General features: G+C 44.7%; 11 protein-coding genes. 5 read left to right on the forward strand and 6 right to left on the reverse strand.

The features are described 5' to 3' along the window. Positions 1–127: 127 nt before the first annotated feature. The 6 genes from CS948_RS10740 to CS948_RS10765 all read right to left on the reverse strand — a co-directional run bounded on the left by CS948_RS10740 (position 128) and on the right by CS948_RS10765 (position 6,011). Positions 128–1,210 (reverse strand): phosphotransferase enzyme family protein, encoded by a 1,083-nt coding sequence (locus CS948_RS10740; protein WP_099291665.1) that lies wholly within the window; start codon positions 1,208–1,210, stop codon positions 128–130. 33 nt (positions 1,211–1,243) lie between these two features. Beyond that, positions 1,244–2,146, reverse strand: a complete 903-nt coding sequence (locus CS948_RS10745) for a sugar phosphate nucleotidyltransferase (RefSeq protein ID WP_099291666.1) — start codon at positions 2,144–2,146, stop codon at positions 1,244–1,246. Between the two features lie 87 nt (positions 2,147–2,233). Then, the gene (locus CS948_RS10750; protein WP_099291667.1) at positions 2,234–3,556 is read right to left on the reverse strand and encodes a DNA recombination protein RmuC; all 1,323 of its coding nucleotides are present in this window, start codon (positions 3,554–3,556) and stop codon (positions 2,234–2,236) included. A gap of 40 nt (positions 3,557–3,596) precedes the next feature. After that, the gene (locus CS948_RS10755) at positions 3,597–4,160 is read right to left on the reverse strand and encodes a lipocalin family protein (RefSeq protein ID WP_099291668.1); all 564 of its coding nucleotides are present in this window, start codon (positions 4,158–4,160) and stop codon (positions 3,597–3,599) included. A gap of 245 nt (positions 4,161–4,405) precedes the next feature. Beyond that, positions 4,406–5,440 carry a 23S rRNA (adenine(2503)-C(2))-methyltransferase RlmN gene (rlmN, locus tag CS948_RS10760; protein WP_099291669.1) on the reverse strand — a complete coding sequence of 345 codons (1,035 nt, stop codon included), beginning with the start codon at positions 5,438–5,440 and terminating at the stop codon, positions 4,406–4,408. A 37-nt stretch (positions 5,441–5,477) separates the two neighbouring features. Further along, entirely contained in the window at positions 5,478–6,011 is a 534-nt protein-coding gene (locus tag CS948_RS10765; RefSeq protein ID WP_099291670.1) for an RNA polymerase sigma-70 factor, read from the reverse strand. 121 nt (positions 6,012–6,132) lie between these two features. Between CS948_RS10765 and CS948_RS10770 the strand changes: the two genes are divergently transcribed. From CS948_RS10770 to CS948_RS10790, 5 genes are all read left to right on the forward strand, one after another. Next, positions 6,133–7,041, forward strand: coding sequence for an Rpn family recombination-promoting nuclease/putative transposase (locus tag CS948_RS10770; RefSeq protein WP_099291671.1), 909 nt, complete (start codon positions 6,133–6,135; stop codon positions 7,039–7,041). Positions 7,042–7,356: 315 nt separating this feature from the next. After that, a complete protein-coding gene (locus CS948_RS10775; RefSeq protein ID WP_099291672.1) occupies positions 7,357–8,586 on the forward strand; it encodes a FecR family protein in 1,230 nt (409 codons plus the stop codon). Between the two features lie 91 nt (positions 8,587–8,677). Then, positions 8,678–12,121 carry a TonB-dependent receptor gene (locus CS948_RS10780; RefSeq protein WP_099291673.1) on the forward strand — a complete coding sequence of 1,148 codons (3,444 nt, stop codon included), beginning with the start codon at positions 8,678–8,680 and terminating at the stop codon, positions 12,119–12,121. Positions 12,122–12,137: 16 nt separating this feature from the next. After that, positions 12,138–14,102, forward strand: a complete 1,965-nt coding sequence (locus tag CS948_RS10785) for a RagB/SusD family nutrient uptake outer membrane protein (RefSeq protein WP_099291674.1) — start codon at positions 12,138–12,140, stop codon at positions 14,100–14,102. A gap of 49 nt (positions 14,103–14,151) precedes the next feature. Next, on the forward strand, positions 14,152–15,426 hold the full coding sequence (locus CS948_RS10790) for a DUF4959 domain-containing protein (protein ID WP_176555014.1): 1,275 nt from the start codon (positions 14,152–14,154) through the stop codon (positions 15,424–15,426).

Genomic DNA, 15,426 nt, shown 5'->3' on the forward strand with positions numbered 1-15,426 from the left:
TGTACGGGTGATGTATGTGTTATGATAGTGTATATTATTGTGTTATGAAATAATGGACTTTAGGAGCCGAAGGCTCGACTTTATGGACCTTACAGACTAAAATAGGGTGGCAAAGCCACCCTATTTTTTATTGCTCTTGAATGAATTGATTCATTTTGTCGAAGTGACGTTCCATGTCTTGTAGAAGGCGGACTTGCACTTTTGTCCGTTGCAGGTTGTGCTCCGGGTAGGTGATCGGGTAGTAATGATCACCGTCAAGGTAATCCGTCAGGAAACGTACTGCTTGCAAATAGGTCATCAGAATACATCCTTGTGCCAGTGTTTTTTTCTCTCTTAGGGTAAAGAGGTGTTTTGCCTTTTCCATGAATCCGGCAGTGAACGCCTCAAAAAATGCCATGTTGAATACCACTTCATCAAGGTTGCGGGTTTCTTCCCCGGCCGAGTTACAAGCGGAACGGATGGCATCCCCGAAATCATAATGCACGATTCCCGGCATCACGGTATCCAGATCAATCACGCATAGCGGGCGATCGTTGTGGTCGAACAAAAGATTGTTGGCTTTCGTGTCGTTATGTGTCACCCGAAGCGGAAGGAACCCGTCGTCTTTCAGCTGCTGTAATTCGAGCATTTGCTTGTCGAATTTCTTTAAATATTCGAGCAATTCTTTACTTGACTCGATTCTTTCAGGGCTGGCTTTTGCCAGTGCTTCCTTTAATTCTCGCTGGCGTCTGGGAACGTTATGGAATAAAGGAATCGTTTCCGTCAATAATCTGGCGTCAAAATCGGATATCCGGTTTTCGAATTCACCGAACCCGATACCCACTTGATAAGCGATCTGGGAGTCCGGAATGACGTCGTAACTCTTTGAGCCTTTGATAAACAGGGAGAGAGTCCAGTAGTTCCCTTCGTAATCCTTGTGATACGCGTTTCCTTTGTCCGTGTAGAAATACGTGATGTATTTACGGGTGATATCGCTCACCTTGTGTCGGAGCAGACGGTTACGAATGTGTCCGCATACCAGTTCCTTGTTTTTCACGAGTTTTGGAATATCCTTGAATACGTTGCTATTGAGCCGTTGAAGGATATATTCAACATCCTCATCTACCTTGACGAGATAAGTGTCGTTGATGTGCCCGGACCCGTAAGGCGTGGCCGACACGAATCGACCGCTGGATACGAACGTGTCGTATATCTTCTTTAGTTTATCCATGGCGTTGTTTTTTTATGTTTTCCCGTTGTTTTTTTATTTCCCCATGTCCGTGTACAGCCCTTCCCCGTCGAATTTTTGTAGGGCATTGTTCACGAGTTCCGTGTCTTCCTTGTAAGTGACACCAAACCATTTTGCACTGGTGTTCAGTACTTTCACTTTCACGGTCTTCTGCTTGATCAGTTCGTCTACCACGAACGGGATGTATATCTCCGATTTCGGGTTATTGCTGTTGGCATGATAAAAGTCGACAAACTGTTTTTCGATTTCCCCGAAAAGCATAGGCGTGAATCCCCAGAAATTCATGGATACCACATCGTCCTCGTGGAGGATAACACCGGAGTCCATGTCTTTGATAACCGTACCTTCACGTCCGATTTTGGTGCGTTCCGTGATGCTGGTCAGGAAGTTGTCTTTGTCCGCGGTACATACTCCCCGCGATACGGTACCGTTTTCCGACAGCGTGGCTGCTAACCGGTAACCGGCAAGGCTGAAACAGTTTTCGTCCGGATTATTTGCGATGAAATCATGCATCTTCACGAAAGCATCCCGACCATAGAAGTCATCGGCATTGATAGCGATAAAAGGTTCGTTGATACTGTCTTTTGCCGACCAGATAGCGTGTGCCGTACCCCACGGTTTCTCCCGTTCGATAGGGGGCATATTCCCGGGCAGTCGATCCATTTCCTGAAAACAATACACGGTTTCCACCAGACTTTCGGCGTATTTCCCCACGGCTTCTTTAAATTCTTCTTCAAAGCTGCGGCGGATGATGAAAACGATCTTGTCAAATCCGGCATGCACGGCGTCATAAATGGAGTAGTGCAATAATGTTTTTTTGTGCGGTCCCAATAACGCGAGTTGTTTCAGACTACCGAACCGGGAACCCATACCGGCTGCCATAATGAGCAGGGTGGTTTTGTTTTTCTTTGTTTCCATAAATATATTTGATTTCTTATGAATAATCTCTTGTTAGGGCAAAACTAATAAAAAGTCGGGAAAGAAGCTAGCAAGATGTATTTGTTTTTATACTTCCTCCGTGATGTCCGGTTCCGGAAGTTGAGTCGGGGCATCTTGGGTGGGCAATGCTTCCACCGAACGCAGGTGGCGTTGTATGGCACGGGTGCGTTTTCCCATGACTTCTTCAAGTTGGTTGTTTGCCGTCTGGAGATTCTTTTGAGCTTTTTCGAGCATCCCGCCGAATTTGTCAAACTCGGTTTTCACGGCGCTCAAGATACGCCATACTTCGCTGCTTCGTTTTTGGATGGCTAAGCTACGGAATCCCATTTGCAGACTGTTGAGGATAGCGGCAAGCGTGGTTGGTCCCGTCACGATGACATGATACTCCTGTTGTAACTGCTCCAACAGCGAGGAACGGCGGATCACTTCCCCGTAAATGCTCTCGAAAGGAAGAAACATGATACCGAAATCGGTCGTGTGGGGCGGGTCGAGGTATTTCTCCCGGATGTCTTTTGCCATACCCCGGATGGTCTGCTCTATATTGCGGGAGGCGGTTTCTACACGTTTCGGGTCACCGCTCTCGTGAGCTTCTAATAGTTGTTCGTAGATATCTTTCGGGAATTTAGCATCCACGGGGAGATAGACGGAGTCTTCGCCGTTGTCTTTTCCCGGTAGTTTTATGGCGAATTCCACCAGTTTGTCCGAGCCTCTCTTCGTTTTGACATTCGTGTCGTATTGTTCCGGTGCAAGGATTTGTTCAAGAAGCATGGAGAGCTGTACTTCTCCTATTGTTCCGCGTATTTTCACGTTGCTGAGTACTCGTTTTAGTCCTCCCACGTCTTGGGCGAGAGTCTGCATTTCTCCTAATCCTTTCTGCACGCTTTCGAGTTGTTTGCTCACGAGTTCGAATGATTGACCGATGCGCTCGTGAAGTGTTTTTTGTAGTTTTTCGTCCACAGTGGCACGCATCTCTTCCAGCCGTTTTTCCGTGTTTTGCAGAAGCTCCTGTTGGCGGGTACTCAGCTCGCCCAGTTTCTCCCGTTGCAGGCGGTTCGAGGCGTTCATGCTTTCGGTGAAACTTTTCTGGAACGCTTCTATGGCGGCATTTGTTTGTGTGGTGATATTTTTTAGCGCTTCCCGGTGCTCCGTGCGAAAATTGTTGAGTGATGCGGCAAGTTCTTCTCTATCCTGTCGGGAGCGGTTCTCGTCCGCTTCTCGGTTATAGCGGAATTCCTCCCGGAATGCTTTTTCCACGCGGGCTATACTCTGTTCCAGTTGAATAAAAGATTCCCGGGCATCCGTGCTCTTTCGGGTGCGGAGCAAGATTACGAGCAGTATGATATTGAGGAGTAAAAGTGCTCCCCCGGTGATATACATGAATAATTCCATATTTCTGAGCCTTTAACGGTTCAAAAATATGGAAAATTACTCAGAGTTTGGTGAACTCCTGTCGGATTTGTTCCCGCTCGTGTGGAACGAAAATCAGCGCGGTCGTGTCATACCCTCGTTTCTGTGCCCTGTGTATAAGGTCTTGTAATTTTGGGGAAGGCAGTTTCGGCGTACGGCTCACGATCCAGAGGTGGTCGCATTGTGAACTGCCGATGAGGGCTGCACTGTAATCCTTTTCAACCTCCAGAATGTGGTAGTCCGTGTTGAAAATCAGAAAAAACGTGACTCTCAGCACCCCGGGGCGAGTGGTGTCCGGGATATGTACTCTCCCGACAATCTCTTTTTTCTCTCCCGATAGACTGTCCCGATAGCCGCATCCGATGACTTCTATGTCGCCGTCGGGTTTGACAACATAGTTGGTTGTTACTCCGACCAGTCCCCGCTCGAAAGGATGGTCAAAACGTGCAATTTCATACCATAGGCCGACATACTTTTTCAAGTCGAGTGAATCGAGCGCCCGGTTGTTAATCGTTCCGTCGGATTGCGCTGTTGCTGACATGATATTGCATCCGACAAGCAATATCGCTACTAATAATGTTTTCATAGTACGAGTTGACAGTAAGGTGTTTAGTTACTCGTGATACGTGAAGCCGGGAGGTGAGGTTAGTTTATAAGGTTTATAAAGTTCATAAAGTTTATAAAGTTTATAAAGTATTCTTTAGCGAGTTCGTAAGGGGGTAAAGCCCATAGAGTCACGGGTGTTAATTGTCCGTTAGTGCTGTTATAAATAAAGTGCCCGCTAGGGTTTATTACTTTATGAACTTTATAAACCTTATAAACTTTATGAACTCATTTATTCTTGTTCGCCAATTGCCCGCAAGCCGCATCTATATCTTTACCTTTGCTGCGGCGGACGTTGACCACGATGTTTTTGCTTTCGAGGAAGCGGACGAATTGGTCCCTGTTTGCGTCGGGACTGTGGCGGTAGGGGGCGTTGTCGACTTCGTTATATTCGATGATATTTATTTTCACAGGGAATTGACGACAGAATATAGCCAGTGCTTTGGCATCTTCAAGACTGTCATTTACGCCTTTCAGTAATAGATACTCGAAAGTGGGGCGAGTTCCGGTTTTGTCGACAAAGTATTTTATTGCTTCTGCCAATTTCGGGAGCGGATATGCTTTGTTAATCAGCATGATTTTATCCCGTGTGGCATTTATCGCGGAGTGTAGAGAAATGGCGAGATTGAAACGTACGTTGTCATCGGCAAGGCGCCGGATACCTTCCACTATTCCTGAGGTGGATAGCGTGAGGCGTGAGGGCGACATGCCCAATCCGTCGTTTCCCGTGATACGGTCTATCGCTTGCAGCACGTTGTCGTAGTTCAATAACGGTTCTCCCATTCCCATGAATACAATATTGGAAAGCGGTGTGCCTCTTTCTTCCGCCAGGCGTTTGACGGCAACTACTTGGTCGTATATCTCTTCCGGCAGCAGGTTGCGGGTGAATCCCAATCCTCCTGTGGCACAAAAACTACATTTCAGTTTACATCCCACCTGTGAGGACACGCAAGCTGTCGCTTTATCCCGGCTGGGGATAAGAACAGCCTCGATCAGATTACCGTCGGGCAACGTGAATCCTAACTTTGTAGTACCGTCGCTGCTTTCTTGCCGATGAGTAAGTGTACCGGTCTGTAAAGTGAATAGTGAGGCAAGACATTCCCGGGTTTCTTTCGACAGGTTCCTCATATCATCAAAGTTCGTAACTCCCTTTTGCCAAAGCCATTGCCATATTTGCTTTGCCCTAAATGCCTTCTCCCCGTGTTGCACGAGGATTTCTGCCAACTCCTTTTGCGTGTATGCCCGTATATTTGTTTTTTCCATGTGTTGTCGTTTTCCACCGCAAAGATAAGGAGAAAACTTAAAACTCTATCCAAATATCATTCTCTGAAAAATATTCCCTCAATTTATGAATTGCCCGGCTTTTCAATACCTTGACTGTATTCACGGCAATGCCCAATTCTTCCGCGATCTCTTTCGTGCTGTTTCCGGCAAGGGAGAGGTCCACGATTCGTTTGCATTGTGGGGGAAGGGCATTGATTGCTTCAAGTAACAGTAGATTCGTTTCTTGCTCGATAATCGTGTCCCACACGGAATCTTCCTGTTCATTAATAAACGTTACCTGCTCGTAACGGTTCTTTTCACGGGCGAGTCCCCGGAGATAATTCAGGGATTCGTTGCGCACCATGATAAACAGGTAATTTTCGATGGATCCCAGATTATCGTGTTGTTTCTTATTCTCCCAAAATTTGATGATCACCTCTTGAGCTATATCCTGTGCGGCATCCGAATCTCCGGTTATTTTGAATGCGATGGCGCATAAAGATGCGAAGTATTCTCGGATAAAATCTCCCAGATCAAAATGATTGCCCGTGTCCTCTTTATCAGTGCGCATGTATGGATTTTTTCACTTATTCGACAATGTTGGATGAATAAGTCGGTGGCAAATATAATCATTTCCCTATGATTTTTTCAGGAAAAAGTATATCTTTGTGAAAATAGAATAGGTTAACGCTATGAATTACAAGGATAAGTATATTCGTTTTGATTGGGCTATCAAGCGATTGTTGCGGAATAAAGCTAATTTTGGAGTACTGGAAGGTTTACTTACAGTACTACTCGGGAAAAATATTCATATCTTGGATATTTTAGAAAGTGAAGGGAATCAACAAAACGAGAATGACAAATTCAATCGGGTGGATATCAAAGCTCGTAATGACGAGGACGAGATTATCATAGTTGAAGTACAGATTACAAGGGAATTGTATTTTCTTGAACGAATTCTTTACGGGGTTGCGAAGGCGATAACAGAGCATATTGAGTTGGGGCACATTTACTCGGAAGTTAAAAAAGTGTACTCGATTAGTATCCTCTATTTCGATATTGGTAAAGGGAACGATTATTTGTATCACGGGCAGAATTCTTTCGTGGGAGTTCATACGGGAGATTTTCTTCAGGTGACGACAAAAGAGAAAGATGCGTTGGTTCCAAGGCTTCCTGCCGAGATTTTTCCGGAATATTTCCTTATACGCGTGAATGAGTTTGACAAGGTAGCAGTAACCCCGCTTGAGGAGTGGATAGATTACCTTAAAAGTGGTCACATTCGTCCGGATACACAGGCTCCCGGGCTACAAGAAGCTCGCCAGAAGTTAATTTATTACAGTATGGATGCAACAGAGCGTGCAGCGTATGATCGTCATGTGGATGCGATCATGATACAAAATGATGTGTTAAGTACCGCTAAGTTGGAAGGATTGACAGAGGGGCGCATGGAGGGGCGCATGGAGGGGCGTATGGAAGGTTTGGAAGAAGGGCGTATGGAAGAAAAACGGCAAATAGTCCAAAACATGAAATCATTAGGTTTGTCGTTAGATATTATAGCTCGGGCAACGGGTCTTTCTGTCGAAGATATCAATCAATTATAAAAAGGAATTTAATTTATTCAAGGGGAGGGCGTGGCAAAACACGTCCTCTCGTCCATAAAGTCTGAAAGTTCATAAGGTCGTAAGGTCAAACGTGCAAGGTGGTCTGTGTTTCATCATATTGAATATCATTACTTTATTGGATTGTAGACTTTATAGACCTTAGGAGCCGAAGGCTCGACTTTATGAACTTTATAGACTAGAGGAGTGTTTTGGCACACCTCTTTTTTTCGTGAGTGGACAGGGAGATAAAAAAAATTATCCTCTCGTGTAATACCAAGCGATAATCAGTGGTGTCTTTAGATAAAATGTAAAAGAATGAAAGAATTTCAGAGTCATCAAATCGCACGGATCATCTTACGCGTAAGATACGGCATCGCAACCGAAGAGGAGAAGCGGGTGTTTGAGGTCTGGATTAAAGGGGGCGAAGGACGACAGGCACTTTGTGATAAGATTGTTGCCGACGAGGGTTTGAAGGAACATTTGAATTTGAAATCGGGATACGATCTACAAACGGACTACGGGAAATTGCAGTCCGATATTTTGCGCTCTTTGACGAGGCGAAACAGGCAAAAGCGGGTAAAACGTTATCTCTTGTGGTGCGGTAGTGCCGCGGCAGTCTTCATACTGGGGAGTATGCTCCTTTTCGAGTACGTGCTAGATACCCCGAAAAAGGTACAACTCAAAAAAGTGGAAGTTGCCAAGGTGTTGCCTTCTGCGGCGACGGTACAAGATAAGGTAATTCTGGTTTTGGCGGACGGGGAAAAAGTGGGGATGACCAAGATACAACAGGATTCCACTCGGGTAGGGACAGCGTTGGTCATGGGACAGGAGGACAAGTTGGTTTACGATTCCGACCGGATGCAAGCAGATTCGGTGGTGCCCGATAAGTTGGAGATGAACAAGGTTATCACGACAACCGGGGGCTTCTACTCTTTGGTATTAAGCGACGGAACCCGGGTTTGGCTCAATTCCGAGAGTGAATTGGAATTTCCCGTTCTTTTCGGCAGGGGCGAAAGGGTGGTACGCTTGGAAGGCGAAGCGTTCTTCGAGGTAACCCCGGATGCCGTACGGCCTTTTATCGTGCGAACCAACGATATTCGCACGAGAGTGTTGGGAACCTCTTTTAATATCAAGGCCTATAAAAACGAGGCTGATGTGATTACCACGCTTTTCACCGGAAAGGTAGACGTGGCGTCATTGGCGGATACCACTGGCAAGGTGGTGCTTTCACCCGGCAAGCAGGCGGACTGGAATCAACAAACCGGGAAATTGAGCGTGTCCGAGGCGAATCTGGATAACGTCATCGCTTGGAAAGAGGGTATGTTCGTGTTTAACAAGGAAAATATAGAGGTCGTGACCCGTCAGATTGAGCGTTGGTATGGCGTGAAATTTATTTATGAAACCGGGGCAAAGAAGGATTACACGTTTAACGGTTACTTCAGCAAGGACGAGACGCTGAAGTCTATCTTGGAGGCGCTCACCTTCACGGGGGGACCTGAATTTAAAATAGAGGGAAATGTCGTGTACGTAAGAAATAAATCATAATAAAAAGCAAAATGGAGCAACTTTGCGGGCGCTCCACTTTGACGACCTTGTTCAGCGACAAGGCTAATGTTAAATTTAATATCACAAATTTATGAAAAAAAGGACGAAACCAAAAGTCTTTTCGGGACTTTTATGCACGTGCAAGAGATCGTTTAGTGTTTTTTCACTTTTCGTGACGGTGCTACTTCTCGGTTCTGCCTCGCTTTTGGCGCAGCAGGCAAATCAGAAAACCATTTCAATTGACTTCAAGGATTTCAGCGTGTTGCGGGCACTGCATGAAATCAACCAACTCGGGGGAAACGTAGTCACCTTCCGGGAAGAGGTCGTGATGAAAGAGGCGAAAAAGATTACTTTGAAACGGGAAAAGATCACCGTGTTCGAGGCGGTAAAGGCTTGTTTGGAAGGGACGGGATTAATTTGTTCACAGCAAAAGAATGGTAAAATTCTTGTGGGGCCAAAAGAGGAGTCGCAAGTGATGACCGTGAAAGGTAAAGTCGTGGATGAGAAAGGGACTCCATTAGCCGGGGCGACAATCGTAATACAAGGAACAACACAAGGTGTGGCAACGGATGCGGATGGTAAATTTTCTCTTCCCGTGCGTCCCAATGACGTGTTGGTAGTTTCTTTTATCGGTTACAAGAACGAGTCTGTGCTAGTGAAGGACAAAACGAATGTTAATGTCCGGATGAAACCCTCGGAAGAGAGTTTGGAAGAAGTGGCAGTTGTCGCCTTCGGGGAACAAAAGAAAGAGAGTGTGGTTTCTGCGATCACGACCGTTCGCCCCATGGATTTGAAATCTTCCAATAGTGATTTAACTACCAGTTTTGCCGGAAAGATAGCCGGTATCGTGGGGTGGCAGACAGGAGGAGCTCCGGGTGCGTTAACTGAAGAGGAGATGAATACCAAATTTTATGTCAGGGGTATTACCTCTTTTCAGTCCGGGGCAAATATAGATCCATTGATTCTCTTGGACGGGGTGGAAGTTTCCAAAGTAGATCTGGCACGTATTGCCCCGGAGGATATCGAGACATTCAGCGTGATGAAGGATGCTTCGGCGACAGCCATGTATGGCGCCCGTGGAGCTAACGGTGTGATTCTGGTGACCACGAAAAAGGGAGAAGAAGGAAGTGTGTATGCTTCCGTGCGTTACGAGGCGATTGCTAGTATGCCTACCAGTAATATTGACGTGGTTGGTCCGAAAACTTACATGAAGATGTACAATCAGGCTTTGTTGAGCCGGGACCCGTATGCCGCTCCGGCGTATTCGGAAGAACGCATCAATCGTACGGGTTCGAGTAAGTATCCCTCTTGGGTATATCCCGCGAATGATTGGTATAAAATCATGTTCAAGGATTATAATGTGAATCATCACTTGGGGTTAAATATCCGGGGAGGTTCTAACGTGATGCAGTATTACGCTTCCGTGAATTACAATTTAGATTACGGTATGTTGAAAACAGACAAATTGAATGATTTTGATTGTAATATAAAAAATGGAACGTTAGGACTTCGTGTAAATTTGAATATAGATTTGGCTGCAGGAATCCGTTTATTGCTTAATTCCAGTGTGACCGTGGACGATTACAATGGTCCAATGATTAATGCGAATAATGCTTATGCGATAGCATTTAACGCTTCTCCCGTGGATTTTGCGGCGGTTTATCCGGCGGATGATACTTATACTTGGGAACATATACGTTTTGGTACGACTGCCAGTAAGAAAAGAAATCCTTACAAAGCATTGCAACAAGGTTATCAAGACCGTAGCCGTTACGCGTTTATCAATAAAGTAGAATATATTCACAATCTTTCTTCTTTACTGAAGGGGTTGGAATTGCGTGCTAGTGTGTCATATGTGAAACAAGGTAATGAAGATAAGGCTTTTAAAACGGATCCATACGAGTATTCTTTAGAAAAATATGACCATGAAACGGGTAAACACCAGTTACAGGCAATGAATCTGGAGGCTGCAAATACGTCTTTATCTTTAGCTAGTTCTAAAGAATCCTCTAAAAAACAAATGACTTACGAACTACGTGCCTTGCATACGGCTGCATGGAACGATCACCAGACAAGTTTGACGGCAGTTTTTAATGCATTGGAAGGAGCGGATACCCCAACCAGTACGGTTTTGCAGTCCATGCCTCATCGTAATTTGGGTTTTTCCATGCGTGGAACTTATGGATTTAAAGACCGTTATTTTGTCGAGGCTAGTTTCGGGTACAACGGTTCCGAGCGTTTTGCCAAGAAGCATAAAATGGGCTTTTTTCCGGCTACCGGTGCAGCGTGGATCGTTTCGAAGGAAAACTTTATGCAATCTGTTTCCGGTTGGTTGCCATTCTTGAAATTACGGGCATCTTGGGGTAAAGTTGGTAATGACGGTATTATCAATATACCCCGTTTCGTGTACTTGGAAGAAATAATTAAACAGACTTCACAAGGTTTTTCTCTGAAACCGGCGGAGAATTCCGGGTCATTTTATATTATTAGTAGTTATGGTAACGAGGATGTGGAATGGGAAATTGCCGAGCAAATAAATTTAGGATTAGAAACAAAATTGTTTGATGGTATCGTGGAGTTTACACTGGATGCTTATCAGGAGATCCGTCATAATATTCTTGCTTTTAGGACCGTTATTCCCAAGGCGGTAGGATTTGAGACTCTACAACAGGATAATATCGGGAAAGCCAGATCCCGTGGTATAGATTTTTCCGGAAAAATTCAGCATGCTTTTTCGTCTGATTTTTGGGTGATTTTGAATGGTACGTTCACTTATAACAAAGCCACTTATATGGAATTGGAAGAAGCTAATGATAAACCCCAATGGCAGCGGAAAGTGGGGCACGAGCTTTCGCAGCGTGTGGGATATATAGCCGAGGGGCTTTTCCGGGATCAAGCGGAGATTGATAATGCACCGACTCAAGGTGGAGATTTAATGCCGGGAGATATTCGTTATCGTGACGTGAATGGTGATGGGAAAATTACTCTCGAAGATGCCGTGCATATCGGTTTTCCGGAAACGCCGCGTGTTACTTACGGGTTTAGCGGTTATTTGAATTATAAGAATTGGGAATTTAATTTTGCTTTCCAAGGGTCGGGTAAACGCGGGTTCTTCATTGAGCCGGCGGCAATTTCTCCTTTCGTTCAGGATAATGCCATGTTGACGGAAATATATAAAAGCCATTGGTCCACGGATAACATGGACAATCGCCCTTTCTGGCCTCGGTTATCCACGAAGAGTATAACGGAACACAACCCGCAGGAGGATTGGAATTCAACAACAAGCGATACGTATCGCAGTACTTATTTTATGCGGGAGTGCCGTTTCTTGCGTTGCACGGCGTTAGAATTGGCATATAATTTACCGGACAGGTTGAAAAACAAGTTGAGAATGAAAAACGTGAAATTTTACGTGCGGGCGAATAATCCTTTCTTGATTTCTAATTTTAAAGTGTGGGATGTTGAATTAGGGGGGGACGGATTCAATTATCCGATTCAAAAGACCTATTCTGTAGGATTGAATTTTAGTTTTTAATGAAAATATATGAGGTATGAAGTTGATTCAGAATATATTGTTGTCTATGGTATTCCTGTTTGGAGGATGTGATTATCTGGATATGGTGCCGGAAGGGGATATCGAAACCACGGATGCTATTTTCACGAATCGGAAGAAAGCCGATACGTGGTTGTATACCGCTCACACGAGTCTCATGTTTTTGCCTAAATTGAACCAAAATCCCGCGTATCTTGGGGCGGACGAGTACACGACGGGTAATTATATGCGAAATAGTTTTCTTGAAGCCAATACCTATAGCGGTTTGTATATCGGTGACGGATTACAGATGTCGCAGGAGCCTTATGGGGATGCATGGAACGGGTATGCTTATTATTCGAGAATACGCTATTGTAATACATTCTTGCAAAAGATATGGAATGTTTACGATATGGAAGAACCGGAAAAGAAACAATGGGCGGCAGAGGTGAAAGCCCTGAAAGCGTTTTATTACTTCGATTTGGTACGCCATTACGGGCCGATCGTGTTGGTGCCGGAGAATATTGCGACGGAAGCATCTATAGAGGAAATGAAAATGCCTCGTGTGCACGTGGATACTTGTTTTAAAGAAATCGTGCGTTTGCTGGATGAGGCTATTGTTGACCTTTTGCCGGATAGTGAAAAAGAACCCAGTCGTAGGGCGTATTTCTGTAAAGAATCGGCGTTGATGCTTAAAGCGAAAGTGTTGCTCACGGCAGCTTCTCCTCTTTTCAACGGGAACGAATTTTACCTGAATTTCAAGGATAAGAACGGGGAGCCGTTATTCAGTGAATCGTATGATCCCGAGCGATGGCGTTTGGCAGCAGAGGCTATTGACGAGGCTGTCGAGACTTGTGAGTTTTATGGGCGCAATCTTTATTCAGGCTCTACGACAGCACGGACAGAATTGCTGAACACGATGCGGGATATTGAGGAGTCGGTACATGACTTGGGCTTTAATAATCCCGAGTGCTTGTTTTCAGTACGGAATTCAGGTAATAATTCGAATGGAGGGGATACTTGGACTCGATTTATAATGCCGTCGTTTGTGAGCACGGACGGTCTTTTCAATTCTAATTTTTTAGGAACTTTGTCACCCAGCATGAAGATGGTGGAAATGTTTTACACGGACAACGGGTTGCCAATTGACCAGGATAAAACGTGGGATTACACGGGCAGGTACGAGATGAATCGGGAAGCGGATTCCAAATATAAAGACGTTGTTTCGTTGGATGAGAATGTTTTGAGTTTACATTTACGAAGAGAACCTCGTTTTTATGCCAATATCGCGGCGGATCGTTGTTATTGGCGTCAAGGCGTGGATGACGTGAATTCCAAGGTAACGAGAAACTATCAAGTTAAAGCTTATAAAAATGAACAGTTTGGGACAAGGCAAGATGTAATTCAAAGCAGTAATCCACAGAATATTAACGGGTACTTTTTGAAAAAATACCTTTATTCTACATTGAAATTTTCAACTTATCCTACCGAGATAAAGGCGTTGGGGGATAATCCGGTACCGATTATGCGAATGGCGGAATTGTATTTGATGCAAGCTGAGGCGTGGAACGAGTACGAGGGACCGAGTGATGACAAAGTGTATGCACCTTTGAATAAAGTAAGGGAACGTGCCGGTATCCCGGACGTGGTTTCGGCGTGGAAAAATTATTCTCGTTCCCCGGAAAAAGTGGACTCAAAAGAAGGTATGCGGGAGATTATCCATCGGGAATACGATGTAGAGTTGGCTTTCGAGGGACAGAGATTTTGGAATTTACGGCGTTGGAAAACGGCTCATTTGGAATTGAATGAAGTACAGATGGGTTGGAATGTTGTGGGCGAAACGGCACAAAGTTTTTATAACAATTTTCAAGGGCCGGTGGTCGTGTGGGCAAAACGTAAATTTGTATCTCCGCGGGATTACTTGTTTCCCTTGAGAAACGAGGAAGTGATGATCTCCTCTTACGTGCAGAATCCGGGATGGTAATAATTAATTTTAGATTTACGATTTTAGATTCATTTATAAATATATGATTATGAGAAATATATTACTAATACCGTTATTTATTTTAAGTCTTTGGGGTTGCACTGACGAAGAAGACGGTTCCTTTGGAACATCTGTTTCGGGGGATAGAATCACTTTCAAAGCTGTTCCCGGCGGAGCTATTATGTATTATGATTTAAAAGGACATAAGGATATTTTTTCTATACGTGCAATGTATACGGATGTGCTGGGGCAAGAGGTCAAGGTTGACGGGACTTATTTGAGCGATTCGTTGAATTTGGTCGGTTTTAACGAGGCTCAGAGAAATATTCCGGTACAAGTCTCTTTTTTTAATCACAAACTAGAAGAGTCCAAGACAATGGAACTGGCATTTGACACGGAAGATTCTGCTCCCGTGGCGTTTTTTGACCACGTGAAGGTGACCCCGAGTTGGAACGGTTTTTCCGTGGTTTACGAGTCGCCTGTCACGACGGGTTTCGCTCACGTGTTTTACTTGGGCGAAAATCCGAAGACGCACGAGATTGATACGATTTGGTTGGAATCCGTTTCAATCCGGAAAGGGCGGGATACGCTTAGTTTTATGCTTCAGCAGGAACGTTCGAGCAATACGGTGATTATTGCAACCGAAGATTTCCGGGGCTATCGGGTAAAACAACAGATTTGGGAAAACGTGGAAGCGTATGCTATTGAGCAGTTTCCTTCATCAAAGATACAAGTGTTAGATCCGTGTAATATTGTAGTGAAAAATGAGAAATTGTGCATGGGACCTGAATATTTGTTTGACGGGGACACGAAGCCCTTGAAGCGCTTGGGAACGTCGAATCCCGAGAGACAGTATTGTATGTTCGGTGCAGGAAAGAATGCTGTGGGACAATATTGGATTATGGATTTGGGGGAAGAGAAAACTATTGCTAAATTGCGTATGTTTGCTCCATATAGATATGGAACATGGCTTGGTTGGGAATGGAGAAGTAGTCATATAAATAAACTCCCGAGCGAGGTGACGGTTTATGGAAGCAATGATCAAGTTTCGTGGACGAAACTGGGGTATTTCTTTCAACCTTATTTGCAACCCGGGTGGGTAGAGGAGGCTAGAACGAGTATTATGGATTACAATTTGTTGCAGGCTGCTGAACCCGTGTATGCCGATATTAATTGCATGGCTTTGCCACAAGGATTCCGGTATGTGAAATTTATGGTGAATAAGACTTTTTATGACGAAAAGTCATACCAAGCATCGTATGCGGATAATCCTGACGGCTACGTCGCTTTAAGTGAATTGGAAGTTTACGTGAAAAAAGAGTAG

The organism is Butyricimonas sp. Marseille-P3923, assembly GCF_900184685.1.
In the GTDB taxonomy this organism is placed as follows: domain Bacteria; phylum Bacteroidota; class Bacteroidia; order Bacteroidales; family Marinifilaceae; genus Butyricimonas; species Butyricimonas muris.

Coding starts and splice junctions, on each gene's coding strand:
- CS948_RS10770 (WP_099291671.1), top strand. CDS start 6,133: ATGAATTACAAGGATAAGTATATTCGTTTTGATTGGGCTATCAAGCGA.
- CS948_RS10750 (WP_099291667.1), bottom strand. CDS start 3,556: ATGGAATTATTCATGTATATCACCGGGGGAGCACTTTTACTCCTCAAT.
- CS948_RS10755 (WP_099291668.1), bottom strand. CDS start 4,160: ATGAAAACATTATTAGTAGCGATATTGCTTGTCGGATGCAATATCATG.
- CS948_RS10745 (WP_099291666.1), bottom strand. CDS start 2,146: ATGGAAACAAAGAAAAACAAAACCACCCTGCTCATTATGGCAGCCGGT.
- CS948_RS10780 (WP_099291673.1), top strand. CDS start 8,678: ATGAAAAAAAGGACGAAACCAAAAGTCTTTTCGGGACTTTTATGCACG.
- CS948_RS10775 (WP_099291672.1), top strand. CDS start 7,357: ATGAAAGAATTTCAGAGTCATCAAATCGCACGGATCATCTTACGCGTA.
- rlmN (WP_099291669.1), bottom strand. CDS start 5,440: ATGGAAAAAACAAATATACGGGCATACACGCAAAAGGAGTTGGCAGAA.
- CS948_RS10790 (WP_176555014.1), top strand. CDS start 14,152: ATGAGAAATATATTACTAATACCGTTATTTATTTTAAGTCTTTGGGGT.
- CS948_RS10785 (WP_099291674.1), top strand. CDS start 12,138: ATGAAGTTGATTCAGAATATATTGTTGTCTATGGTATTCCTGTTTGGA.
- CS948_RS10765 (WP_099291670.1), bottom strand. CDS start 6,011: ATGCGCACTGATAAAGAGGACACGGGCAATCATTTTGATCTGGGAGAT.
- CS948_RS10740 (WP_099291665.1), bottom strand. CDS start 1,210: ATGGATAAACTAAAGAAGATATACGACACGTTCGTATCCAGCGGTCGA.